Source organism: Mesorhizobium sp. USDA 4413 (genome assembly GCF_056280365.1).
This window is the reverse complement of sequence record NZ_JBVPRP010000001.1, coordinates 3,052,274-3,077,721: the sequence shown is the minus strand read 5'-3', so window position 1 is coordinate 3,077,721 and position 25,448 is coordinate 3,052,274. Positions and strand designations below refer to the sequence as shown.

Annotated in this window: 21 protein-coding genes; 6 read left to right on the top strand and 15 right to left on the bottom strand. The window is 60.1% G+C overall.

Going from position 1 to position 25,448, the window contains the following annotated elements:
- Positions 1-2: 2 nt before the first annotated feature.
- Positions 3-908 carry a sulfate adenylyltransferase subunit CysD gene (gene cysD, locus ACVMIM_RS14730; RefSeq protein ID WP_476112785.1) on the bottom strand — a complete coding sequence of 302 codons (906 nt, stop codon included), beginning with the start codon at positions 906-908 and terminating at the stop codon, positions 3-5.
- Between the two features lie 451 nt (positions 909-1,359).
- On the opposite strand from cysD, the gene ACVMIM_RS14725 reads away from it, so the two are divergent.
- Positions 1,360-2,652, top strand: coding sequence for an O-antigen ligase family protein (locus ACVMIM_RS14725; protein ID WP_476112784.1), 1,293 nt, complete (start codon positions 1,360-1,362; stop codon positions 2,650-2,652).
- Positions 2,649-3,593, top strand: coding sequence for an NAD-dependent epimerase/dehydratase family protein (locus ACVMIM_RS14720; protein WP_476112782.1), 945 nt, complete (start codon positions 2,649-2,651; stop codon positions 3,591-3,593). Before ACVMIM_RS14725 ends, ACVMIM_RS14720 begins: the two co-directional genes overlap by 4 nt.
- A 116-nt stretch (positions 3,594-3,709) precedes the next feature.
- Here ACVMIM_RS14720 and ACVMIM_RS14715 read toward each other — a convergent pair whose 3' ends face one another.
- The 3 genes from ACVMIM_RS14715 to ACVMIM_RS14705 form a co-directional block, all read right to left on the bottom strand.
- Entirely contained in the window at positions 3,710-4,246 is a 537-nt protein-coding gene (locus ACVMIM_RS14715; protein ID WP_476112780.1) for a sugar transferase, read from the bottom strand.
- A 3-nt stretch (positions 4,247-4,249) separates the two neighbouring features.
- Entirely contained in the window at positions 4,250-5,161 is a 912-nt protein-coding gene (locus tag ACVMIM_RS14710; RefSeq protein ID WP_476112778.1) for a glycosyltransferase family 2 protein, read from the bottom strand.
- Positions 5,162-5,337: 176 nt separating this feature from the next.
- Positions 5,338-7,368, bottom strand: a complete 2,031-nt coding sequence (locus ACVMIM_RS14705; RefSeq protein WP_476112777.1) for a UDP-N-acetylglucosamine 4,6-dehydratase — start codon at positions 7,366-7,368, stop codon at positions 5,338-5,340.
- Between the two features lie 269 nt (positions 7,369-7,637).
- Here ACVMIM_RS14705 and ACVMIM_RS14700 point away from each other — a divergent pair, with 269 nt between their 5' ends.
- Both ACVMIM_RS14700 and ACVMIM_RS14695 read left to right on the top strand, forming a co-directional pair.
- Complete coding sequence (locus ACVMIM_RS14700; protein WP_476112775.1) at positions 7,638-8,366, top strand: class I SAM-dependent methyltransferase; 729 nt, start codon at positions 7,638-7,640, stop codon at positions 8,364-8,366.
- 92 nt (positions 8,367-8,458) lie between these two features.
- Positions 8,459-10,252 carry a capsular polysaccharide synthesis protein gene (locus ACVMIM_RS14695; RefSeq protein ID WP_476112774.1) on the top strand — a complete coding sequence of 598 codons (1,794 nt, stop codon included), beginning with the start codon at positions 8,459-8,461 and terminating at the stop codon, positions 10,250-10,252.
- Here ACVMIM_RS14695 and ACVMIM_RS14690 read toward each other — a convergent pair.
- The 9 genes from ACVMIM_RS14690 to ACVMIM_RS14650 form a co-directional block, all read right to left on the bottom strand.
- The gene (locus ACVMIM_RS14690; RefSeq protein WP_476112772.1) at positions 10,149-11,702 is read right to left on the bottom strand and encodes an ABC transporter ATP-binding protein; all 1,554 of its coding nucleotides are present in this window, start codon (positions 11,700-11,702) and stop codon (positions 10,149-10,151) included. The genes ACVMIM_RS14695 and ACVMIM_RS14690 overlap by 104 nt on opposite strands.
- Positions 11,692-12,471, bottom strand: coding sequence for an ABC transporter permease (locus tag ACVMIM_RS14685; protein WP_476112770.1), 780 nt, complete (start codon positions 12,469-12,471; stop codon positions 11,692-11,694). Before ACVMIM_RS14685 ends, ACVMIM_RS14690 begins: the two co-directional genes overlap by 11 nt.
- A gap of 73 nt (positions 12,472-12,544) precedes the next feature.
- Positions 12,545-14,236, bottom strand: coding sequence for a rhamnan synthesis F family protein (locus tag ACVMIM_RS14680; RefSeq protein WP_476112769.1), 1,692 nt, complete (start codon positions 14,234-14,236; stop codon positions 12,545-12,547).
- Positions 14,229-16,877 carry a glycoside hydrolase family 99-like domain-containing protein gene (locus ACVMIM_RS14675; RefSeq protein ID WP_476112767.1) on the bottom strand — a complete coding sequence of 883 codons (2,649 nt, stop codon included), beginning with the start codon at positions 16,875-16,877 and terminating at the stop codon, positions 14,229-14,231. The genes ACVMIM_RS14680 and ACVMIM_RS14675 overlap by 8 nt, the downstream gene beginning before the upstream one ends.
- Entirely contained in the window at positions 16,874-17,782 is a 909-nt protein-coding gene (gene rfbD, locus ACVMIM_RS14670; protein ID WP_476112765.1) for a dTDP-4-dehydrorhamnose reductase, read from the bottom strand. The genes ACVMIM_RS14675 and rfbD overlap by 4 nt, the downstream gene beginning before the upstream one ends.
- Entirely contained in the window at positions 17,779-18,948 is a 1,170-nt protein-coding gene (rfbB, locus tag ACVMIM_RS14665) for a dTDP-glucose 4,6-dehydratase (protein WP_476117229.1), read from the bottom strand. The genes rfbD and rfbB overlap by 4 nt, the downstream gene beginning before the upstream one ends.
- A 14-nt stretch (positions 18,949-18,962) precedes the next feature.
- Positions 18,963-19,517, bottom strand: a complete 555-nt coding sequence (rfbC, locus tag ACVMIM_RS14660) for a dTDP-4-dehydrorhamnose 3,5-epimerase (protein WP_476112763.1) — start codon at positions 19,515-19,517, stop codon at positions 18,963-18,965.
- A complete protein-coding gene (gene rfbA / locus ACVMIM_RS14655; protein WP_476112761.1) occupies positions 19,510-20,400 on the bottom strand; it encodes a glucose-1-phosphate thymidylyltransferase RfbA in 891 nt (296 codons plus the stop codon). Before rfbA ends, rfbC begins: the two co-directional genes overlap by 8 nt.
- A gap of 220 nt (positions 20,401-20,620) precedes the next feature.
- Positions 20,621-21,211, bottom strand: a complete 591-nt coding sequence (locus ACVMIM_RS14650) for a biotin transporter BioY (protein ID WP_476112759.1) — start codon at positions 21,209-21,211, stop codon at positions 20,621-20,623.
- 203 nt (positions 21,212-21,414) lie between these two features.
- Between ACVMIM_RS14650 and ACVMIM_RS14645 the strand changes: the two genes are divergently transcribed.
- A complete protein-coding gene (locus ACVMIM_RS14645) occupies positions 21,415-22,323 on the top strand; it encodes an MBL fold metallo-hydrolase (protein ID WP_476112757.1) in 909 nt (302 codons plus the stop codon).
- Here the strand turns inward: ACVMIM_RS14645 and ACVMIM_RS14640 are convergent, their stop codons facing one another.
- Positions 22,324-23,109 carry a DUF1499 domain-containing protein gene (locus ACVMIM_RS14640; protein ID WP_476112756.1) on the bottom strand — a complete coding sequence of 262 codons (786 nt, stop codon included), beginning with the start codon at positions 23,107-23,109 and terminating at the stop codon, positions 22,324-22,326.
- Between the two features lie 82 nt (positions 23,110-23,191).
- On the bottom strand, positions 23,192-24,820 hold the full coding sequence (locus tag ACVMIM_RS14635) for a fatty-acid--CoA ligase (protein ID WP_476112754.1): 1,629 nt from the start codon (positions 24,818-24,820) through the stop codon (positions 23,192-23,194).
- Positions 24,821-25,010: 190 nt separating this feature from the next.
- Between ACVMIM_RS14635 and ACVMIM_RS14630 the strand changes: the two genes are divergently transcribed.
- Positions 25,011-25,367 carry a hypothetical protein gene (locus tag ACVMIM_RS14630; RefSeq protein ID WP_278049676.1) on the top strand — a complete coding sequence of 119 codons (357 nt, stop codon included), beginning with the start codon at positions 25,011-25,013 and terminating at the stop codon, positions 25,365-25,367.
- Positions 25,368-25,448: the final 81 nt, after the last annotated feature.

The following is a 25,448-nucleotide window of genomic DNA, read 5'->3' as shown; positions in this document are numbered from 1 at the left end:
TATCAGAAATAACCCTCGCGCTTCTTCTTTTCCATCGAGCCGGCCTCGTCGCGGTCGATGAGGCGGCCCTGGCGCTCGGAGGTGCGGGCGGTCAGCATCTCGCCGACGATCGCTTCCAGCGTGTCGGCGTCGGACTCGATCGCGCCGGTCAGCGGGTAGCAGCCCAGCGTGCGGAAGCGCACGAGGCGATTCTCGACCGTCTCGCCCGGGCGCAACTGCATGCGGTCATCATCCTTCATGATGAGCATGCCGTCGCGCTCCACCACCGGCCGCTCCTTGGCGAAATACAGCGGTACGATCGGGATGTTCTCCTGCAGAATGTACTGCCAGATGTCGAGCTCAGTCCAGTTGGACAGCGGAAAGACGCGGATCGATTCGCCCGGCGCGATGCGGGTGTTGAAGATCTTCCACATTTCCGGCCGCTGGTTTTTCGGGTCCCAGGCATGCTGGGCGTTGCGGAAGGAAAAGATGCGCTCCTTGGCGCGCGACTTCTCCTCGTCGCGGCGGGCGCCGCCGAAAGCCGCGTCGAAGCCGTATTTGTCGAGCGCCTGGCGCAGCGCCACCGTCTTCATCACGTGGGTATGGGTGTTGGAGCCGTGGTCGAAGGGATTGATGCCCTCGCGCACGCCATCCTCGTTGACATGAACCAAAAGGTCGAAGCCGAGCTTCTGCGCCATCTGATCGCGAAAGGCGATCATCTCGCGGAATTTCCAGGTGGTGTCGACATGCAGGAACGGGAAAGGCGGCTTGGCCGGATAGAAGGCCTTCATCGCCAGATGCATCAGCACGGAAGAATCTTTGCCGACCGAATAGAGCATCACCGGCTTGGAGAAAGACGCCGCAACCTCGCGGAAGATGTGGATGGATTCGGCCTCGAGCCGCTGCAGATGCGTGAGCGCGATGTTCATGGAGCGAGGGCGTTCTCTCGTGCCGTCAATCGGAAATTTTGCATCGCAGGCGCAATTCCATGCCGCCCGGGCGCAAATTTCACTTCGGACAAACTGTTTCGTGCGGGCGTTCTAACAGATCGGCGCCGCCAATAACAATGCAAGACCGGCGCGACGCGAGGCCATTATAGAACGAATTTTCCAAGCATGGCCGGCAAATCGGAAAATCCTGCCGGGCTGTCAGAATGCCGAAGCGAGGAAAGGCCGTGCCGTTGGGGAATTCCGCGCTTCCGATCTTCGCCGGATCGAGGGTTTTCTGTCGGAACATTGTCGACCACACTATCGCAAGGCGGCGCCAGCCGCTATACGGGCTCGGGGACGGGCAAGGCGCGGCAAGCGGAGATCGGCGAGACGGCCTTTGGCTGGCTCGATGCAGATCCGGGCGCAACCTGGAAATTGCGAAGCAAAGCATTTGAACCCGTTTACAAAGCTCCGGCGCCACCTCACGCCCGCACAGATCAATTTCTATTTCTCTATCGTCTGCTTTTTTTCGCCGCCGGTGCTTGGATCGCTGGTCAGCATCACCTTCAATGCCGGCGGCGTGTGGTCCGTGCTGCTGCTCGCCGTGAAACGGAGGCGCTTCAACATCGACGGGCCGATGCTCGCCTTGACCGCCGCGATCTACGCCTATTGCGCGGCCATGGTTCTCGCTTCGATCGTCAACGGCACGCTGGCCGCCGATTTGCGATTTTTCCTGCCGCTGACCACCTTCCTGCTTTTCCCGATTTCCTATTCGACCTGGAGCATCACGGAGAAGGATGCGCTCGCGCGCATCGCCATTCTGGCCAGCACCGCGGCCTGCTTCGGCGCGCTGGCGATCGCCGTATTCCAGTATCACTGGCTCGGCGTGAGGGCCGAGGGCGGCGCCGGAAACCCGATCGTCTTCGCAACCGTTACCTGCCTTACCGTCATGACATGCCTCGCCGGCGCGCTGTCGGGTATCGAGAAACGCTGGAAGCTGTTGGTCCTGGCGGCGATCGCCGGAACCATGGCGATCGTCTATTCGGGATCACGCATGATCTGGGTGGCCGTGCCGATTGCCGGCATCGTCGTGCTTCTCATCAACCGCCGCCGGTTCACCGGCGCCAGCATGGCGCGCTTCGTGGCGATCGGCGTCGTGGTCGCCCTTGTGATCGCCGTCATCGGCTCCCGCGTCGTGCTGGATCGAACCGACTTCCTGGTCAGCGACTGGGATGCGCTCAATGCCAATGGCGATCATTCGACGGCGCTCGGCCTGCGCGTGGCGATGTGGGAAATCGGCTTTGCCGCGGTTCGCGAGATGCCGATTTTCGGCCATGGCATCACGGCCAGCCGCGCGCTGATGAAGCAGGGCCTTCACGACCGGTTCGGTCTAAGCGCAGGCTTCAGCCATTTTCACAACGGCTTCCTGACCGCGATGGTCGAGGCCGGCCTGCTGGGGGCGCTGGCCCTTGCGTCGATCTTCATCGTCGCCGCCTGGAACGCGGCAAGGACGCTGCGCATCCGCGCCGATCCGGTGGAGCGGTTCGGCGCGACGATGGTTCTTGTCGCGGTCATCACCTATCTCATCGGCGGAATGGCCGGCATCCTTGTCGGCCACGATATCCTCGACGCGGTGCTGATGGTGTTCCTTATTTCCGGGACCTACCTTGCGTCCGGCCGGACGGTCGCGCCGACCGGCAAAGACGCGCCCGCGATGGCGCCGGACACCAGCCCGCAACCATGAAGGTCCTAGTCACCGGCGCGACAGGTTTCATCGGGCGGCGGGTCGTCAGCCGGTTGCACGAAGCCGGATTCGACATACGGATCGCTTCGCGCCTGCCGCAACGGCTGGCAGACACGAATGATGCCGTCGCGCTGCCCGGCGCCGATGCGCCGCGGGAAGCGTTTCTGGCGCTGATGCGCGACGTGACGCATGTCGTCCACTGCGCGGCGCTCAACAATGATCGCAGCGCCGGCGCGGCCGACTTTCGGACTGCCAATGCGACACTTACCGGACGGCTCGCCCAGGCAGCCGCCACGCGCACCGACGGGCGCTTCATCCATCTCTCCTCGATCCGCGCCGTGGCGGGGCCCGGTTTCAGCGGCACCATCGACGAAGCCACGCCCCCTGCCCCGCAATGCGCCTATGGGCGCTCCAAGCGCGAAGGCGAGATCGCAATGCTGGAGGCTTTTGCGACAGCCGGACGCGACGGCGCGACGGCGCTGCGGCTGCCGCCGGTCTATGGCGAAGGCATGAAGGGAAATCTGCGTGGGCTTATACGGTTGGCGGCTACCGGGCTGCCGTTGCCGACAGCCGCTCTGACGGCGGTTCGTTCGCTCGTCTCGGGTGACGCCGTGGCCGGCGCGGTGACCCATCTTGTGACCCGTCCCGCGCCGCCGCGCCCGACCTATGTGCTCGGCGACGCTTCGCCGGTTGCGATGTCCGATATCATCGCCGCGTTCCGGCGCGGATGCGGCCTGCCCGCGCGGCTTCTGCCCATACCGGCCTGGCCGTTCCGGCTGCTGGCCACGCTCACCGGCAGACAGGCCGCGTGGCAGGCTCTGGTGGCGACGCAGGTCTGCGATTCGTCGTTGCTGGCCTCGGAAGGCTGGGAGCGCGAAACGGATACGCTCGGCCGGCTTGAAGAACTGGCACGACAGGGGAGCGGTCCGTCGCGTCCGTGAACGGTCGAACGCTCCAAGCAGATGTTCGTGAGATACCCCACGAACATCTGTTTGGATTCCTGATTTCTCTCGCAGGTTTTGATCGCAAAACCGCGAGACACTTTTGCGGAAGCTGCTTAGGCGCGGAAGAACGTACCCAGCAATATCTTGAGGTCCAGGCCGGTCGAGGCGGTCCTGATATAGGCCGCATCGGTTTCGGCACACAGTTTTGGATCGGACATGTCGATCCCCTTGATCTGCGCCAGCCCTGTGATGCCTGGAAGTGCTGCGAGCACGCCCAGTTCCTTGCGGCGTTCGATCAGTTCCGTCTGCGTCGGCAGACATGGACGAGGGCCTACAAGGCTCATCTCGCCCTTGATCACGTTCCAGAGCTGCGGCAATTCGTCGATCTTGGTGGCGCGCAGCACCTTGCCGACCGCGGTGACCGAACCGGCCGGCGCCTCGTGCGTAGGCAAGGAAGGCGTTGCGCGATACATCGTGCGCAATTTGCGGCAGGCAAAGAGGGCTCCTCCCCGGCCGACGCGGATCTGCGAGAAGATGGCCGGGCCGGCCGACGTTGCCCGGATTGCCAGCATCGCGACAAGCAGGACGGGCGAGGCCAGCGCCAGCATCGGAACAGCAACGGCTAGATCGAGCGCACGCTTCGCCTTCATGGCTCAGATCCGGCGCCAGAGGAAAGCGACGTAGAGCCCGAGCGTCCCCATGAATGTCTGACGGTAGACACCGCTTTTCCCGAGCAGGCTGAAGCGCCTGAATATGTTGCCTTTGCGCGCCCTGATGAACAAGCGAAGGCAAAGTGCGGCGTCCCGCACGATGAGGTCGCGGTTGACGGCGAGGCCGCGCAGATTGCTGTCCGTCCAGGTAGCGAACTGGCCCTTGAACAGGCGCCCCAGCCTTGAAAACCTCGCTTTCCACGAGACATTAGCGCCGACGAGGTTCGCCGCGTGCTGGCGGTATCTGACCAGCGGCCGCGGCTCGTAGCGGACCTTGCCGCCGGCGGCGGTGACGATGAGATAGGCCCACCAGTCATGGCTGACGAATTCGGTTCTGGCCGATGCTTTCGCCAGAAGGTCGCGCGCGGCGCGGTTGAAAAGCATGGTGTTGCCACCGGCGATGCTCTGCACCAGCGCATTGCGGAAGGACGGCGGGCGACGGAAGAGCGGCGAGTAGCCGGCCGGAATGCCGGTTTGCGAAATGGTCGCCGTGCGCGAGCAGAACAGGAGCGGTATGTCCATGTCCTCTCCCTCCATCCAGCGGATGGCACTCTCCAGCCGATCCGGCTCCCAGACATCGTCCTGGTCGCAAAAGGCATACCAGGCGGCATCGATGCGCGAATCGATGATCATCGAGCGGAAATTCGCGGCGAAGCCTCTTCGCGGGCCCTGCAAAAGCGTAAGAGATCCCTTGTTCCACCGGGACCGCCACGTCTCGATGATCGCGGTGGTGGCGTCCGTCGAGTCGTCGTCGGAGATCCAGAGATCGACGCGCGGCCAGGACTGCGCGAGCAAGGATTCCAATTGCTCGCCGATATAGGCCGCGCCATCCTTCGTGCCCATGAGGACGGCCACGCGCTGATCTTTTCTGGTCACGGCTGTGGAATCACTTGCCAGCGGGATGTTCGAACAGGTTCCAATAGCCAATTGCGGGCGCGCGGCACAGGTGTAAAGCCCACAGCATTCTTTAAGCTTTTGATTTCATGCATGCCTTTGTCCCCGCAACCGGTTTCCACTTTCCGGAGACATGCTTAACCGATCTGTCCGGCCGCTTTCGGCGCCGCTTCTTCGCGCAGGCCGCCAATGTCTTCTTCCGCCCTATAGAGCCCGGCCAGTATGGCGAGCGCCGCGGCCTTCTCGCGATCGTGCATGGCGGCCACCAGCGCCGGCAGGGCCGCCTCGATCTTCGGCCATTCGAGGACTCCTGTCCTGAGGCCGAATATCTTGGCGATGTCGAGCTTGACCACCTCCTCGTTCTCGGCATGCAGCGTCTCGTGCAGCTTCTCGCCGGGCCTGATGCCGGTGAAGCGGATCGGAATATCGGTGTAGGGGCTTTTGCCGGCCATGCGGATCATGGTTTCGGCGACTTCGAGGATCGGCACGGGCTTGCCCATGTCGAGCATGTAGATGGCGTAGTCATCCGCGCCCTGGCGCTGCTCGGCATCGGCGGCCGACATGATGACGAGGTCGACGGCCTCGGCGACGGTCATGAAATAACGGGTCATGCGCCGGTCGGTGATGGTGACCGGCCCGCCGGCCTCGATCTGCGCCTGGAAGATGGTCGCCACCGAGCCGTTGGAGCCGAAAACATTGCCGAAGCGCACGGCGATGAATTTCGTGCCCGAACGACGTAAATCGGGGGTGGCGGCATGGCCGTTCGCCGCGCCGGCACCCGGCGGCGACGCCGCCTGGGCCTCATGCAGCGAGGAGACGATCTGTTCGGCCGCCCGCTTGGTGACGCCCAGAACCGACGTCGGGTCGACGGCCTTGTCGCTGGAAATCAGCAGGAACTGCGGCACCCCGCATTCGGCGGCGATCTCGGCGCAGGCGAGCGTGCCGAAGACATTCGTCTCGATCGCCGCTTCCCAGTTCTCCTCCAGCAGCGGCACATGCTTCAGCGCCGCGGCATGAAAGATGATCGCCGGTTTGAACTCCTTGACGAGGCGCGTCATGTGAGGCCGGTCGGTGACGTCGACGATGCGGCTGGTCAGCCGGTCGCGGTCGGCGTCGTCGGTCTGCTGGTCGAGCTGGAAGATGCCGAACTCGGAATTGTCGGCCACCAGCACCGCCTCGGCGCCCAGTTCCAGCGCGCGCTTGACGAGCACGCGGCCGATGGAGCCGGCGCCGCCGGTGACCATCACGCGCTTGCCGCCGACGAAGGCGCCGATGCGCATGGTATCGGTGGCGACCGCCGAACGGCGCATGATCGTTTCCATCTCGACGGCATCGAGAACCAGCTTGCCGCCCTGCCCCAGTTCCGACAAGCCGGCAAACTGGACGACGGCGATGCCGCTATGGCGGGCGACGCGCACCAGCTCGGCATAGTCCTCGATCTCGCGCTCGACGCCCTGGCCGAAGATCAGGAGATCGAGGCTTTGCGTGCCCTTGACATAGTCTTCCAGCACCTCGACCAGGCGGGGCCTGACCGCCACGACTGGAACGCCCTGGATCTGCGTGCCGAGCGGCGCGTCGCTCTCGGTGGCCATGATGCCGGCGATGGCATATTCGGCAGGCTGAGCCGTGCGGGTGAAGCGCACGATCACGTCCGCCTCGCTCAGCCGGCCGATGAACAGCGCCTGCTTGGTTGAGGCATCGCCGGCGGCGCGGCGCAGGATGCGCCAGCTCGCGCCGTCGCGCAGGAAGCGATAATAGAGCCTGGGCGCCGAGATGATGGTGAAGGAGACCAGGAAGAAGACGATGAACTGGCGCTCGTTGAGGCCCGCGACCGGCTGGAAGAAGGAGCGGAAGGCGAGCGAGGCCAGATAGAGGATCACCGTTAGGCTGCCGCAGCCCTTCAGGATGTTGAAGAAGTCGGGCGTGGAGGCAAAGCGCCAGACGGTGCTGTAAAGGCCGGAAGTGCGGAACAAAAGATGGGCGACGAGCACGATGAGCACCCAGCAGGCCAGCCCGCCGGTGGAGAACGCGTCGAAAGAAAGCCGCGACTGCGACAGGACAAGACTAAGCGCCACCGCGACCAGGACCATGACGAGATCCTGGACCATGATAATGGCGCGCCGCATCCTCGGTCGGAGTTCCGATACGGCTTCTACGTAGGCGGTCATTGGGCAGTACTGAACTCCAAGCGCGGAGATACTATCAGATCGGCTGCGGACAAAACATCGTCCACCGCCACTTCAGATTGCAAATCCACTACCCTGTCGCCCGGTTATCGCCTTAGCGCGGCGCGGGCGGGAGAGCCAGAGGTTTTTTTCCTGCGGCGAATTTCATCTGCTCGCTTCTATGGGTTGCCTTCTGGGTTGCATTAATGCGACTTGCGATTTTGAAATTGGGATGTGAGAATCGTGACCATCCCGCAAACGGGAAATTTCAGATGATCATCGACCGCGTGCTATCTCGTCCTGCACAATTGTTCGAGAATATCGATCAGCGCAAAGGAATAGGACTTGAGATCGGGGCACTTGGGAATCCAGCTGCCTTGCGGTCCGTTGGCGAGATCTATTACGCGGACTACTGCTCAACAGCGCAGTTACGGGAAAACCATCGAAACAACCCCACCGTTTCGGTTGACAGCTTCGTTGATGTGGACTTTGTCACTGGCGGCGGCCCCCTCCGCCGCGTCATTCCTGACGGCCTGCGGTTCGACTATGTGATAGCATCCCATGTGCTCGAACATGTACCGGACATCATTTCCTGGCTTCAGGACGTTGGGAGCGTTATGAAGGTGGGTGGTATTCTTTCGGTCATAGTGCCCAACAAGCACTGTACATTTGATGTCAGGCGATCCCTGTCAGAACGGAAGGATTTCTTTGCCGCATATATCGAAAAGAGGGAGAAGCCCGCTCCTATCCAGGTCTTTGATAGCTTCCTTTGGCACGACCGCGATGGGCGTTTGGTTCACACCTTGGACTACACCATCCAGATGGCGACGAAGGCAATGACCGAGTATGTCGATTGCCACTGCTGGGTATTCGATCCAGACTCGCTCCACGGCGAGGTCGAAGCCCTGTGCCGCGATGGTTTTATTCCGTTCAAGCTCGAGGTGGTCACTCGAACACCGCGGGGTGAGATAGACATGTTCGCAAGGCTGGTGAGGATCTAGCTCCGCCTCGATCGCTGCATCGACATGACAGCGATTTGAACAAGTCACCCTAGCTATGTTCGTGGAGCCAGAGATTCCCTGAGAGAAGAATAATGCTTCCGAAAACCATCTGGATATTGTGGCTGCAAGGCATCGAAACCGCGCCGCCAATCGTTAAGGCTTGCGTTACCTCTTGGCAGAGACTCAATGCCACTTGGACGATTCATGTCCTAACCAGAGAGAGTCTGGCGGATTTTCTGCCCGAAGTGAGCGATCCAAATTCGATCCTGTCGATGCAGCTTTCAGACGCAACTTACAGCGATATTGTTCGCATCGAATTGCTGTCAAGATACGGAGGCGTTTGGGTGGACGCCACTTGCTATTGCCTTCAACCTCTCGACAACTGGCTTGATGGCATGTTGTCAGGGGGGTTCTTTGCCTTCGAGCGGCCCGTCCCCACCCGAATGATATCGTCATGGTTTCTTGCAGCTACCCAGTCATCCCATATAGTTCACGAGTGGCGGAGGCGGGTTCACTGGCACTGGCAAGAGCGAAAAGACGATCCTGATTACTTCTGGTTTCATCATCTATTCGGCCATGCCTATCAAGATGACGAAAGATTTCGCGCTTTATGGGATCGTGTTCCGAAGGTATCGGCAACCGATCCGCACATGTTTGCGCCGTATGAAAAACGATTGCTTGGCGCAATGTCAAAAGAGGACCGAGCGGTCATATCTTTTGCCAGGCTTCCCCTGCTTAAGCTCACACACAAGGTCGATCACAGCGCGGCGCGCGAAGGAAGCGCTTACCAATTTCTTTGCGATCTAGGCGGGCGCCGATCTCGGCAAGGCGTCAAACATTCGAACGGCCGATACACTGTGGTCGCCGATCGGTTAGCCAAAGCTGCACCCATCCTTTTGTGCTGGTATGGATCGTTAAAGGACAACGGAACCGTCGGAGATCTATACGCCTTGCAGAGTGTTGCAGATCGACTAAAAGCATTAGGGGTGAATTTCAGGCATCTAACCGCCAGTTCCGAATTTGAAATTTCCGGCGAAAGAGTCGCGCCGGACGAAGTTGCCTGTGACGACTATGCTGAGATAATTTTCGTTTGTGGGCCGGTTATTAAATACCACCCGATTATAGATACGGTAATTCGTCGATTCCCGACCGCCAGGAAAGTCGGCATCAGCATCAGCCTTTTTGCGCCCGATCACGCAAGCTACGCCCAGCCGTTCGACATTGCGTTGGCAAGGGAAGGAGGGCTTCAGCGTTTTGAGGACGTCGCTATTCTTGCTCCTTTGCGAGTCACTCAAAAGCGGTTACGCGCATCGAACGAACCACTTGTCGTTGGATTAGTCCTTCGCGGGGAGCAAAGCGAATATGGACCCGACAGTTCGCTCCATGACCAAACGAGCACCCTAGCGTCGCACGTACTCGATACCCTGACCACAAAGTATCGAATCAAAACGGTAGAGATAGAACATCACTTGACCCGCTCCGGTCGGGCTCCCTTTGATATTGAGGGTTTATATTCATCCTGTGACTTGGTGTTCACGTCCCGTTTCCATGGCGCAATTTTGGCGATGCGAAACAGAGTTCCTTTTATCGCGATCGATCAAATTCGTGGCGGTGGAAAGCTGATGAACTTGCTTTCAAGCTCTGGATGGCCGTTCGTTTACAGCATCGAGCACGCAGAGGGGGATGACGTGGCTCGCGCCGCGATGGAACTGGTCGAGGGCGGTAAAAGTGATTTGTTGCTCGACGTTGTCGAGCGCACAAGATCGAAGGCTGTGGACACTCTCAATGCCTTGGAGGCTTTGCTGGAGACAAGGCCACCTGCGGCGTTGCGTCCAAGTTTACGCAGCCGATTGCGACAAGGTCTGGTTCGCTGGCGACGCGGATGAGAACCCCTTCAACAATCTTGTGAAGCATACGGAAATCCTCATTGACCACGCCTCGCACGCCTGCACTTGCCAAATAGACACCCGGCAGCATTAGGCAACTGAAGGTGAAGCTTATTTGCAGCGAGGTCCCACCGCTGACGAATTGGGTCCGTTCCCTCCTTGCTCTGTGCGTATCTGAGCCCGCCAGAACGAGACCTGTGACACTCTTGAATAGAAACTCGAACCCAACCTCCTTCGCATCAGCAGTGAAGTCAACCGTGTATTCGAAGACATACCGCCTTCCCATCTGAAGCACGTTTACCTGCTCGCCACTGAGCGTCGTGACCCGCATATCGCGGATGCAGGCACCGCGTTCTTCAAGATAGACTGTAGACTTCGACGTCAGATTGGGATCGTAGTAGTCTGCATACTGCGCGCTTACGTTGATCGGTTCTGCCTCCGCCTCGGCAGTTGACACAATCACAGCATCAGGCTCGACGTTACCTAGGCTGGAAGAGCCCGCCGGGACATCCGCTGGAGAGTTCGTCGCGCGAGATGCCAATTTAGGATTCGCCCCAGAATGTCTCTCAGCGAATTCGTCGATGCCTGTTGCCTGCAGAGCCGATATGGCAGTGTTAAGCTCCGTGATCCCCGCGCGAATTTCTTTCGCTGCTTCAGCGCTGGCATTCACTAGCCGCTGATACTGTCCCACGACCGTTTTCGGCCTACCTTCCAAAATGAGTTCACCAGCATCGATCAGCATCGCCCTTGTGCACAATTGGACGATCGTCTGAGCACCGTGGCTAACGAACAGAATAGTGCCGCCCCTGTCCTTGATGTCTTCGATACGGGCGAAGCACTTGCGTTGGAAGGCTTCGTCACCTACCGCAAGTGCTTCATCCACTACTAGGATATCCGGATCGACATTAATGGCGGTAGCAAAAGCAAGACGCACATACATGCCGGACGAATAGGTCTTCACGGGCTGGTCGATGAAGGGACCGATATCGGCGAAGCGCGCGATGTCGTCGAAGCGCCATTCCATTTCCTTGCGTGGCACACCCAAGATCGACGCGTTGAGGAAGACGTTCTCGCGTCCGGTGAACTCAGGATTAAAGCCAGCGCCGAGTTCGAGCAACGCGGCGATGCGACCATTGACTTCGACGGAGCCGCTGGTCGGTTGCAGTGTGCCGCAGATGATTTGCAGCAGGGTCGACTTGCCCGAGCCATTGCGACCAATGATGCCAACCGTCTCACCCCTCCCGATTTCGAACGTGACACTCGACAGGGCGGCGAAATCACGAAAATACCGGCGCGGCGAACGGCCGACCAGTTGCTCCAGCCGCGGCACGACCATCTGTTTGAATCGATCTTCCGGCCGCTCGAACATCACGTAGTGCTTCGACACGTTGCGCACGCAGATAGCGACATTTTGATCGCGATCGCCACTCCCGAATTTGTCAGAGGACATCGGCAAAACCCCTGCGGGTCTTCTGGAAAAACTGATAGCCGATAAATGCAATGGCAATCGCCACCAATGCGTAGTAGCCGAGCGCTGTCCAACTGGGCTGCGTGCCGAAGAGGACCACAGCTCGGAAATTCTCGACTGGAACGGCAAGTGGATTGACCGAAAGCCATGGCTGCAGCCAGGCTGGTAGCGACGTTCTCTGGAAAAATACTGGCGACAGGAACATTGTAGCCGTCACGAGCGGCGCTACGATCTGGCTCATGTCACGAAAATAGACGCCGATCGATGCCAATATCCAAGCAATTCCGAGCACGAGAATTACCAATGGCGCGAACACCAAAGGAGCCAGAACCACCGTCGGCGGAATGTTGCCAAACACGACAAATGCAAAGACAAGCAGGACGACCAAATTGACAGCGGCGTGAAACAGCGCGGCGCCGGTCGACACCAAGGGCAGTATTTGGATTGGAAACACGATCTTCTTGACGTAGTTCACGTTACTCACGATCAGCACAGGCGACAGTGAAACGACCTCCGCAAAAAATTGAAAGACGATCAGGCCACAAAAGAGGATGACCGCAAACTCACCAGTGGAATCCGCCGCGTTCTGCTGCCCTGGAATTGTCCAGCGCGATTTCATCACCACGCCAAAAACGAAAGTGTAGACCGCGAGCATAAATAGTGGATTGAGGAACGACCATAACAGCCCCAGCGTCGATCCGCGGTAGCGACCGGCAACCTCGCGGCGAATGAGAGAGAGTATAAGCGTCATCGCCTCACCTTATTTTTTCTTGGTGGCCAAGACGAAATGAAGGCGAAACGCTCGCGCCGACTAAACAAATTCTTCATAACACCGGAACATCATTTTCGATCGTCGAATAGTCGCGCATATCCTTTCCAGCAAGAATGACACTGGATACCGCGAAACCTTGACTGCGTGCGATCGGGGAAAACACCCTTTCTATGGCATGGGCGAGCGTGCCATCTTGCTGACCGTCTTCCTGTTCGAAAGTCAGGCTCGTTTCGGGGATATCCTTCAACGGCTTCAACGCCCGTGGCGCGAACCAAAACATCGAACCAGCGAAGAAGCCCAGCTTTAGATCCTCCCCGAAGCTGAGCGCACCCATCTCGCTAAGCAACCGGCGCATCGTTTCGCGGTTGGCGCCCCAAAAACGATCATTGGTAAGGTAGTAACGGTGCGGGCCGACTATGCCGACCTTACCGGACTTGATCAGATCCACGGATCTTAAGGCCGTCAGGGAATCGCCAGCAACCGATTGATATAATCGATCCCTCCAAAAGGAACCGCTAGCGCTGTAGGTGCTCTTTTTGGAATGCAGTTTTAAGACGGCATCATATCGGTCCAGCACACCGCTGCGATAGATCGAAACGAACGGACCGATATCGCGACCTCGATTCTCTGAACAGTAGATCGAAACGCTTTGGGCCAACTTGGAAAAATTTGAAAATATATCGGTAGCATCGCCCTCAAACGGCGTCGTAACATGAAGATCGAACGGCAAAACGATATTCTTCAGGAGGCGATATATATCAGGAATCATTTCGGCATAAAACAGATGCAAGACTACCGCGATACCAACCTCCCCAGCGTTCGTCTGGCGCCAGCGTGCAAGTTTGAACGACGGAATAGGCCCGCCATCTGACTTCAGAGCAGAAAGGCTGTCAGTTCCTCGGGCATACATTAGATGGCTACGGCCAACCATTTCCCGAATCGCGGCAAGACGAGCTGACTCGCAAAGCTCGTCGACAAACGATAGATCAATCTTATGGGGATTGTCTCTCAACACCTCAAACTTCACGTAACCTAGTTGGCGCGCGACAAGTTCCGCCAAATGGTGCACCGGATTAAGTTGCGGCTGCAAAGAATGGGCCCTGGAAACGGCAGATGGGGCGACGGTATATTTTTCTTTGCTACCATAAACCCAGTAATCGTTGGCGCTGCCGAGTTCCGCGATTTCTGTCCGAAGCAGGGTCGTGACTTTGGCGTTGTTGTGCTTCAGCCCGACGGACAGCCCAAGCTCAAATCTCGCGATCGTGTCAAATTTCGAGTTCGTTGGTTCTATGCTCGCAAGGAATGCGCGGAACCAGGCCTGCCCCAAAACGCTCGATCCCAAGAGCATCAAATATGATTGGATGTGCCACGAGAATTGCAGCGACTCAGTCGCCCCAACGACGTCGTGGCTATCGATCAGCTCCAGCATTCGTTTCAGCGCATTACAGAAAGCATCGCGCGACAGGATCGCAAAGCTGGAATTTACCAGTAACGCGCTTCCAATCTGCCAATTTTCCAGCGCAAACGTCAACCCGACACGGTAGCTGTAGAAATCATATCCGAAATTTGGGCGAGTTATTACTGTAAGATTAGGGAAACTATACACTAAACTAGGTTCAACCTTGCTAGTCGTGACCAGAACGGTACGATCGAACGTGGTTGAAAGGCATACCAGTAAATCTAAAAAATTGGCCTCTACAGAATCGTTCGGGTCAAAATGAGCTACGATCGCCACCTTATCCATGGTAACTGCGCGCCTTCTTATGCCAACGGCGGTAGACGTATCGGGCGGCAGAATGCAATAGCGGCCACCTACGCAGGACAGTTGACGTTCTTACAGCCATCTGGCTAGGAGGGGCGATGGCTGCGAGCGCCTCTTTTGGCAACGAGGCGCCGGGAACTTCTTCATGCTCCGCTTGCGCAACGATCTCGTCGAACAGGCGAGACCGAGCAGCGTCGATTCCAACGGGCTCGCTGCCTTCATCAAAATGCTTCCCGCGAAGCGTCTCCTCCAGATATGAGAGCCCCCATCGCTGGTCGGGCTCCAGGTAGCAGCCTTCGCCCCACTCATTCCAAGCGTTGATGAAGATAAGGCGACTGTCTGGATCGGGATGGTCTTGCCGTGCTTGGAAACGCAAGAAGCGAAGCCATTCGCCATAAAGTTTTGGTGTTGAGTTAACAACTATGGTGGGATTGTTCTGGCGGCGAGCCGTATTGTCCCATCCTGGAATAATCCCTCTGAACATAGCGAAGGGCGGCCTTGGGCGGTTGGCGCTCTGGGCGATCATCTTGCGATAGTCAACTATGCCGCCAGAGAAGTTTGGATTCGTGATCGAAGGAAATTCAGAGGGATGATTTTGCGGCCCGTTAAACTTATGCGGCGGGAATTCGACGAGAGAATCGGCTTCAACTTCCTCTGGTGAAGTGATGTCGTAAAAATCCACCACACTAATGTGGATACCCGGGAATCCCTGGGCGACGACACGATCTCGCCATATCGAAAACCAGCGCTTGGGGTCGGGTATGTCCTTCGCCCGATAGACCACCAACAGTGGCTTCCCTTTGATCTTGATATACCTGTCATCCCTGAAGTAGCCGACCATCCCATCGATGAATCTTTCGGCGTCCCCTTCAGCATATTTCTGGTGAAGTAAGATGTTTTTGGTATCACCGTCCCAAGCGCGCGTCCAGTTTTCGTTAGCCCAACATAAGCAAAACTTGAAATTTACGTCACTCTGTATAAATAGATCGACAGGCTTTTCTAGAATTCTTCTGCCACTGAACCAATAGTGGTAGAAACAGAAACCATGGAGACCATAGAGTTTTGCTATTTCTACTTGCTCTCCCATTACACCAGGGTGAGTGAGGTCATAGTATCCGAGGTCTCGTGGTATCTTTGGCTGAATATGGCCTGCAAAATTTGGAGTCGCACGAGCCACATTTGACCACTCAGTAAAACCCGGTCCCCACCATTCTGAATTTTCCGGCACGCGGTGGAACTGAGGGAGATAAAACGCAATAAGCTTCGTTTCGTCATTAACTATACTTATCGCTTCTTGGTTCTCTGGCTCTATGGAAAGAGCCTGATAGGAAGGCGAACTAACATCGAATCCCAGTACATTCGATGTCTTATTAGATTGGATTTGAAGCGCTCGTCTTTCGGCCTGAAAAGCTTGTATCTGGTGGCTTTTTTCGTCAATTAGGCTTTTCGCCTTTAGAAGTTCTTGCGATATATTTCTTGTCTCTTCTTTCAGACGCTGGAGTTCAGCCTGTTCACTCGCCCGTTTCTCCACTTGAGCGCTAATCTCCAGAATTTTTTGCTCGTACTCCGCTGCAAGTTTGACAAGCTCGGCACCACGCTGTTCAGCCAAATGCTCTTGCGCAGCCCTATCTTGATTTACCAATCTAAGACGCGCATCAATTTCGGGAAAGAACGCTTCCCCGAAAATTGGTGACATGGTGTCGAATCCGGCCTTGATGCGATCAAGATTTTCGAGCGCAACTACGTCAGCATCGTCGTTCTTCAGAGTTGTTAGAGCCGCATAGGCATCTTTGACCCAGTCCACAATCCGCGGATCGGCTTCGAGCAAGTCGGCACTTGCGGCAAAATGTCGATGATCCGCCGAGAAATGTTCAGCGAGCGGCGTCTTCCACTCCGTGGGGGGGCGCGGCCAGTTGATGCCAAGGGAATTTGTAATCCCCTGGATACCCTGCCGCCAATCGTCGAGCAGTCCCTCATAGGACAAGAAGATGCGCGGTCTGCCCCGCGTCGAGCGCTCGGCATCCAGTTCATGTCGGAGCCAAAGAAGAGAACTGAAGCCCGCCGTAAATCCGTCCCGGTTTTTCAATGAAGCGATCACCGCTAACGGATTGCGCGAGACCAGCGTGTAGCGAACATCGATATGCATTCGTTCGAGAACTTCCGCATAGAGCCGCACGAAGCGCGAAATACGGGGTTCCTTCAGGACGAAAAGCGAGGCGCCGCTATACTCCTCGTCGATTATTTTAGCGATCTCAGCCTTGTAGAACCGCAGGCGCGCGGTTCCAAGGTCATTGGGGTCAAATGCGCGCCAGTCGTCCCACCGGCTGCCACCCTCGGCAAGCATCTGGTCGTTCAGTTCGATAAGGCGTTGCGGCTCCCAATGCCCCGTCGGATTTGACGGGTTGGCCCCCAGCAAATTCTTCGGTAGCTCGGCGCCAAGCAGGCTGATCGCTCTCGTCAGCGCACTCGTGCCCGAGCGATGCATGCCGAGCACCATGATGCAGGTGCGCTTGGCCGGCTTGGTCTTCCCTGAGTTGGCCTTGGCGCGCTTCTTTGGCGCTGATTGATCGGCCGGCTGCGCGCTCGCATCGCGCAGTTGCTCCGGTGATGGATTTTCGTTCATGCACTCAACGCCTGTTTCGTCTCGCTGCCCCCCAGCCGCCGAACCACCTTCTCCGCCGCCTCCCGCCACTGCGACGCGCTCCACCCGAACACACCCTGAAACTTCGCGCTCGACAGCCGCGAATTTTGCGGCCGCCTGGCCTTGGTCGGATAGTCGCTCGTCGCGATATCGCGCACTTTCGCGTGCGGCCCACCAAACGCGCGGCTTGTGTCGAGGATGTGACGGGCAAAGGCGCTCCAGTTGGTCTCGCCCTGACCCGCCAGGTGGTAGACGCCGAAGGCGGCGAAATTCCGGCCGTCGACCAGCTTCGGCGCCGCATGCAGGATCGCGTCGGCGATGTCGAGCGCCGATGTCGGATTGCCGCATTGATCGGCGACGACCGCGATCTCGTCGCGGTCGCCGGCCAGCCTCAGCATCGTCTTGACGAAGTTCTTGCCGAAGGGGCTGTAGACCCAGGCCGTGCGCAGGATGAGGTGGCGCGAGTTGGCCGCCGCCACCGCCTCTTCGCCGGCGAGCTTCGAGGCGCCGTAGACGCCGAGCGGCGCGGTCCGGTCGGTCTCGACATAGGGGCCGTCCTTGGTGCCGTCGAAGACATAGTCGGTCGACAGATGGATGACGGGAACGCCGAGCCTTGCCGCGGCGTCCGCCACCTTGCCGGCGCCGACGGCGTTCACGGCGAAGGCCAGGTCCTTCTCGTCCTCGGCCTCATCGACGGCGGTGTAGGCGGCGGCGGAAACGACGATGTCGGGCCTAGCCGCTTCAAGGGCCGCGAACACCGTGTCGGGCCGCGCAAGGTCGAGCGCCGGGCGGCCGACGGCGACGACTTCGAGATCGTCGCGGCCCCGCGCCGCCTCGACCAGGCTTGCGGCGACCTGGCCTTCGCGTCCGGTGACGGCAAGCCTCACGTAGTTACCTTCCTGCTCCCGGCCTTGCTCTCGGCCGGGCTGTTTTCGATTTTCGCGCTTTGGATCGGGGCGTTTTCGATCGGGGCGTTCTCGGCCGGGCGCTTTTCCGCCGGGGTCCGGCCCAGCCGCTCGCCGGCGTAGCGCTGCTCGCGGATCGGCCCCCACCACCATTTGTTGTCGAGATACCAGTCGACGGTCCTGGCCAGGCCGCTGTCGAAGTTCTCGCGCGGCGCCCAGCCGAGGTCGCGCGCGATCTTGGAGGCGTCGATCGCATAGCGGCGGTCATGTCCAGGGCGATCGGTGACGAAGGCGATCAGCTCGCGATAGCGCTTGCCGCCGGCGCGCGGCCGCCGCAGGTCGAGCAGATCGCAGATCGCCTCGACCACGCCGAGATTGGTGCGCTCGGAATTGCCGCCGACATTGTAGCTTTCGCCCGGCCGCCCCCTGGTGGCCACCAGTTCGAGGGCCCGCGCGTGGTCCTCGACGAACAGCCAGTCGCGGACATTGGCGCCGGCGCCGTAGACCGGAAGCGGCTTCTCGTCGAGCGCGTTGAGGATGACCAGCGGGATCAGCTTCTCCGGGAAATGGTAGGGACCGTAATTGTTCGAGCAATTGGAGAGCACCACCGGCAAGCCATAAGTCTCGTGCCAGGCCCGCACCAGATGGTCGGAGGCGGCCTTCGAGGCCGAATAGGGCGAGGACGGCGCATAGGGCGTCTCCTCCACGAACATGCCGCCGTCGAAAGGCAGGTCGCCGAAGACTTCGTCGGTCGAGACATGGTGGAAGCGGAAGCCAGCTTTGCGCTCCTCGGGCAGGCCGCGCCAATATTCCAGCGCCGCGTTCAGGATGCGGTAGGTACCGACGATGTTGGTCTCGATGAACGCGCCCGGCCCATCGATCGAGCGGTCGACATGGCTCTCTGCGGCAAGGTTCATGACGATGTCGATGTCGTCGCGGCGCAATATCTCCAGCACCGCGCGCTCATCGCAGATGTCGGCCTGCTCGAAGCGGTAATTGTGCGCGTTCTCGATCGGCCTCAGCGAAGCGAGGTTGCCGGCATAGGTCAGCTTGTCGAGATTGGTGACGCGGTAGGCCGGATTGGCGCACAGATGCCGGCACACGGCCGAGCCGATGAAACCGGCGCCGCCGGTGACCAGGAAATTCATGCCGCCGTCCTTCCTCACGCGAACACCTCCGCCAGGCCGAGCAGCGGCGCGTTGCGGTCCTTGTCCGAAAGCTGGAAGCCGCCGGGAAGCGCCGGCCATTTGATGCCGATCGCCGGGTCGTCGAAGCGGATCGAGCGGTCATGCCCGGGCGAGTAAGTGTCGGTCACCTTGTAGAGCACCTCGGTATCCGGCACGAGCGTGACGAAACCATGCGCGAAGCCCTTCGGCACCAGGATCTGGTTGCCCATCTCAGCCGACACCTCCAGCGCCACCCATTTGCCGAAAGTGGGCGAAGAACGGCGGATGTCGACCGCGACATCGAAGACACTGCCCCTGACGACGCGCAGCAGCTTGGCTTGCGCGCGCGGCGGCAATTGGTAGTGCAGGCCGCGCAGCACGCCGGCCGCGGCGGAATAGGAATGGTTGTCCTGCACGAAGGCGAGGTCGATGCCAGCTTCGGCGAAGCGTTCGGCATTCCAGGTCTCGCTGAAAAAACCGCGTGCGTCGCCATGCCGCTTCGGCACGATCTCCAGCACGCCGTCAAGGCCGAGCGGCCTGACCTCAAGCACCCTGTTCCTCCATCAGATCGGCCACCCGGCGGCGCAGATAGGCGGCATATTCGTTCTTGCCGAGGCGCGCGGCGCGCTCCAGAACCTTGTCGGCGCCGAGCCAGCCCTGCTCGAACGCAATCTCCTCGGGGCAAGCGACCTTTATGCCCTGGCGATGCTCGATCGTGCGCACGAAAGACGATGCCTCGTGCAGGCTGTCATGCGTGCCAGTGTCCAGCCAGGCATAGCCGCGACCGAGTTGATGCACCTGCAGTTCGCCGCGCTCGAGATAGACGTTGTTGACGGCCGTGATCTCAAGCTCGCCGCGCGCGGAAGGGCGGATGGTCGAGGCGATGTCGACGACATTGTTGTCATAAAAATAGAGACCGGTGACGGCCCAGTTGGATTTCGGCTTCTGAGGCTTTTCCTCGATCGTCAAAGCCCTGCCGGTCGCCTTGTCGAACGAAACCACGCCATAACGCTCCGGATCGTCGACGTGATAGGCGAACACCGAGGCGCCGCTGTCACGGCGAGCCGCGGCGCGGCAGAGCTGCGACAGGCCGCCGCCAAAATAGATATTGTCGCCGAGAATCATCGACACGCTGTCATTGCCAATGAAGTCGCGGCCGATGATGAAGGCTTCGGCAAGGCCATTCGGCTGCGGCTGCTCGGCATAGGACAATTCCAGACCGAATTCGGAACCGTCGCCAAGCAATGCCTGGAAGACCGGCAAGTCGCGCGGCGTTGAAATGACCAGGATCTGGCGAATTCCCGCGAGCATCAGCACGCTCAGCGGGTAATAGATCATCGGCTTGTCGTAGATCGGCAGTATCTGCTTAGAAACCGCTAATGTAAGCGGATAAAGGCGTGTTCCGCTGCCACCCGCAAGGATAATTCCTTTCAACAAGCCTCTCCTTGAACTACCGCGGCCCCCGCCTCGACGCCAAGTTGCCCGTGCTTAGGTTTCGGGCGCTGGCTTGTCAATGTCGGCTTCGACTGCTTCCCGACGCTACTTCAGCGTTTCTATCATCCGGCATGCGATGGTTTCGAGCGAAATCCGATTGCGGCATGAAAAAGGCCGGCGGACGCTCGTCGCCCGCCGGCCCTTTTTCCGTCGGTCTGGCTCAGCCGCGCTTGAGCAATGTCCACACGGCCGGCACCAGGCTGGCGGCCAAAGCCACCTTGATCAGGTCACCGACGATGAAGGGCAGGACGCCGAACTGCCAGGACTTTTCCGGCCCGATAAGGATCGCCAGCCAGGCAAAGCCCATGGCCATCATGACGACTTCCGCCGTCAGCATGGCGCCGAACAGCTTGAGGGGATTGCGGTCCCAGCCGCGATCGGCGGCCCAGCCGGCGATTGCCGCCATGACCAGGAAACCGGCGAGGTAGCCGCCGGTCGAGCCCAGCATATAGGCGATGCCGATGCCCTTTTCCGGCGTGCCCTGGAAGACCGGCAGGCCAAAAACGCCCTCGGCGAGGTAGAGAAGGAGCGTCGCGACGGCGAGCCGCAGGCCGAATGCCGAGGCGATCAACAGGACGGCGAGCGTCTGCAGCGAAATGTCGACTGGGCCGAGCACCACTTTGGTCTTGGCCGAAAGCGTCAGCAGCAGGGTTCCGGCAAGCGCCAGGAAGAGCTGGATCGCGAGCCGGGCAGCGCCCCGATCCGGCAGGGTGAGAGAAACAAGCGGACGCATCGTGGTTGCAGTTGCCATGGTCTTCCCCGTTCTGGCTGATTTGCTGGCTTTTAAAGCGCATCGCGCAGAAACGGATTCAGGCGACGCGCTTTAAAATGTGTCTTGATGCATGTCGGTCCCAAAACCGCTGCGCACTTTTGGGCGACATGCATTGATTTTCCTATATTGGCTTCCGTATCGGGCGGCAATCATTTTGCCGCATTGCAACGGAGCACACCGGCATGGCCCTTGAATTCGACACCAGTTTCGATCCGGCCTATGGCCGGGCGGTTGCGGTTGCGCCGGATGTGCTGCGCATCACCGCCAGAAATCCGAGCCCGTTCACTTTCCACGGCACCAACAGCTATCTCGTCGGCCGCGACACGCTGACGGTGATCGATCCGGGCCCGGAAGACGATGCGCATCTCGAAACGCTGCTCCAGGCGATCGCTGGCCGGCCGGTCAGCCACATCTTCGTCAGCCACACGCATCGCGACCATTCGCCGCTCGCGGCACGATTGAAAGAGTTGACCGGCGCGCCGACGCTTGCCGAAGGTCCGCATCGGCCGGCGCGGCCTTTGCGCATCGGCGAGGTCAATCCGCTCGACGCCAGCGCCGACCTCACCTTCATTCCCGATATCGTGCTGGTCGACAATGCGCTGACTGAGGGCGGCGGCTTGGCCATCCGCACCGTACTGACGCCTGGCCACACCGCAAACCACGCCGTGTTTGCCCTCGAGGGAACCGGCATCCTGTTTTCAGCCGACCATGTCATGGCCTGGTCGACCTCGATCGTGGCCCCGCCAGACGGCGCCATGTCCGACTATATGACCTCCCTCGACAAGCTCCTTGCACGCGGGGATCGCTTGCTGTTGCCGGGGCATGGCGGAGCTGTGACCGCGCCCCAAAGGTTCATGCGCGGCCTGAAGACGCATCGTAAGACGCGCGAAAGGGCGATCCTCGAGCGCATCCGCGCCGGAGACCGCACTATCAAGGAAATGGTCGCGGCGATCTATCGCGACACCGACCCGCGGCTGCACGGCGCCGCGGGGCTTTCGGTGCTTGCCCATCTTGAGGATCTGGTCGCGCGTCGCCTGGTCGCAACCGAAGGCGATCCGGCGATCGATGGCGTTTTCAGCCCCGCCGGATGATCACTCCGCCGGTGCCGCGCCGACCTGCCCGGCGACCTCCTGATCGAGCTCGCCAAGGAACTCCGTGATGCGGGCGGCGTTGTCGCCGAGGTCGTAGCGGCCGTAGCGCGACGCCGAGCGCATGTCGACAATAACCTGCTCTCCGTCGTCGGTGACGCGGATGGCGACATCGGCCGGCAATCCGAGCACGAAGCCCCGTGCCAGCGCATTGATCGTCGCCTCGCTCTGCCCGTTGATGTCGGGATAAGGCGCCGTCAATTGCCAGTCGCGGCGGTCGAGCACGGTTTCGACAGCGTCGACCACGGTTTCGAAAGGCAGATTGTAGCTGTGCCCGTTGACCAGCGGATAGGCATCGGCCTGCAGGCTCTGTTCGCCCGGCGTCGGCGGCGACAGCTCGTTCATGTCGGCAGTGCGGTCGCTGGTGTCCAGGGCCGGCGGGTCGTCGAGATCGGTCGAGATGTCGCGCAGCGGCGGATAGATAGTCGCCCAGTAGACCGCGACGCCGTAGGGGGCCAGCACCAGCAGCGCCAGCAGCGCGCCGATGCTGAGATCGCGGCCGCCGCGAGCGCCGAAACCCCAGACCCGCGACAAGGCCAGGCCCGCCAGCAGCAGGGCAAGCGCGGCCAGCAGCGCCACGACCGCCAGCACCCACAGGAAAGGCGGCGTGTCGACGAAGCCCAGCCTGTAGGCGGCAACGACGGTGAGCAAGAGGACGAGAGAAAATGCCCCGATCCGCCGCGACCATTCGGCCGCCCTCGACGTCTGCCGTTCAGGAATTGTAGCCATCGTCTGCCGCATTACCCCAGTCCGAACCGAGACTTAGAGGTTTTTGGCGCGGGCTTGAAGCCGAAAGATCGAACATTTTTCGTCAATCCGTCGGCAGGCGGTAATCCTTGAACTGGGCGCGCAAACTGGTCTTCTGGATCTTGCCGGTGGCGGTGTGCGGAATTTCACCGACGAAGGCGACATCGTCGGGCATCCACCACTTCGCCACCTTGCCGCTCATGAAGGCGAGGATGTCGCCCTTGCTCGGCTCCCTGCCGGGCTTGCTGACGACGACGAGCAAGGGCCGCTCACCCCATTTCGAATGCGGGACGCCGATGGCCGCCGCCTCCGCCACGTCCGGATGGCCGACGGCGAGATTCTCGAGGTCGATGGTCGATATCCATTCGCCGCCGGATTTGATGACGTCCTTGGCGCGGTCGGTGATCTGCATGTAGCCGCTGGCGTCGATATGGGCGACATCGCCGGTGTCGAACCAGCCATCGGCATCGAACTGCTCGGCGCCGGCGCCGCCATAATAGGCGCGGGCCACCGCGGGGCCGCGCACCTTGAGATGCCCGAAGGTCTTGCCGTCCCAGGGCAACGCGTTGCCGCCGTCGTCCGTCACCTTCATCTCGACGCCGAAGGGCGAAAAACCCTGCTTGGCCTGGATATCGAGCCGCGCCTCGCCGGTTAGCGTCTCATATTGCGGCTTCAGGGTGCAGAGCGTGCCGAGCGGCGACATCTCGGTCATGCCCCAGGCATGCACCACCTGCACGTCGTAATCGTCCTGGAACTTGGCGGTAATGGCCCGCGGACAAGACGCCCCGCCGATCACGACCTTCTTCAGATAGGGCAGCTTCTTGCCGGTCTCCTCCAGATATTGCAGCAGCATCATCCAGACGGTCGGCACGGCGGCGCTGAACGTCACCTTTTCGGTGTCGAGCAGTTCATAGATCGAGGTGCCGTCCATCTTGCAGCCCGGCATCACCAGCTTGGCACCGATCATCGGTCCGCTCTGGCCGAGCCCCCAGGCATTGGCGTGAAACATCGGCACGACCGGCAGGGCGACATCGCGCGTCGACAGGCCCATGGCGTCGGGCATAGCAGCCATCATGGCGTGAAGGACGTTAGAACGATGGCTGTAGAGAACACCCTTCGGGTCGCCCGTCGTGCCGGAGGTGTAGCACATGCCGGCCGCGGTGTTTTCGTCGAAGGTCTTCCAGGCGAAGGCGCCGTCGGCCTCGGCCAGCCATTCCTCGTAGGCGACGGCATTCGCCAGCGACGTTTGCGGCATATGCGCCCGGTCGGTCAGCACGATCACCCGTCGCAGCGATCGGACTGCGCCGGCGATCTTTTCCAGGAGCGGCACGAAAGTCAGGTCGACGAAGATCGCCTTGTCCTCGGCATTGTTCATGATCCAGGCGATCTGCTCGGGAAAAAGCCTCGGGTTAAGCGTGTGGTAGATCGCGCCGATGCCCATGATGCCGTACCAGGCCTCGATATGGCGGGCCGTGTTCCAGGCAAGGGTCGCGATGCGGTCGCCGAGTACGAAGCCGTCACGCTCCAGCCGCTGCGCCACCTTGAGCGCCCGGTGATGGATTTCGGCAAAGGTGGTGCGCACGATCGGACCTTCGATCGAGCGCGACACGATTTCCCGGCTGCCGTGCTGGCGCTCGGCATGATCGAGCAGCTTGTGGCAAAGCAGCGGCCATTCCTGCATCAATCCAAGCATCGGTTCCTCCCCTTTGCGCATTCGCGCCATTTGTTTCACGCATTGTGGAACGAACCGGCGGTTTGTCCAGCCGCCATAAGTCGAACTCCGTGGATGGATCGAAGAACCGGGAAAACCGCCATAATCCGGCCATCCTCGCCGTTAAGCTTCATTAACGGGCTGGGTGAGATTGGCGAATGGAGAGATTCGCATGGACGCGCAGCTCGACGAAAAGGCCCTCGAAAGCACGCTTGCCGAAAGTCTGGACGATCTGACGCCGGACACCAAAACCGTTTCCGAAGATGAATTCGCCGAAGTGGTCGGCGGCGCGCTGGAGGCCGTCGGCGGAACGTTGCTATTCAAGATGCGGGTCGAAAACGGCGCCGATGGAGAGCATGTCGCCGCCGCCTGTATCGGCGACGCCGGCAACCGTCAGTTCCTGCTGCTCACGCTGCCGACCAGCGGCGGCGCGCTCAAGGTCGAAACCGCGGCGCGAAGCACCAACCCGGTTGCGGGCATTGCCGCAGCCTATGCCGGCCTCATGGATGCATTCAAAGCGGCCGCCTGACGACTGGAAAACGGACGTTCAATGAATGGTGATGACGCCAAGCGGGATGCGCGCTTGCGCGACGCGCTTGGTCTACACATG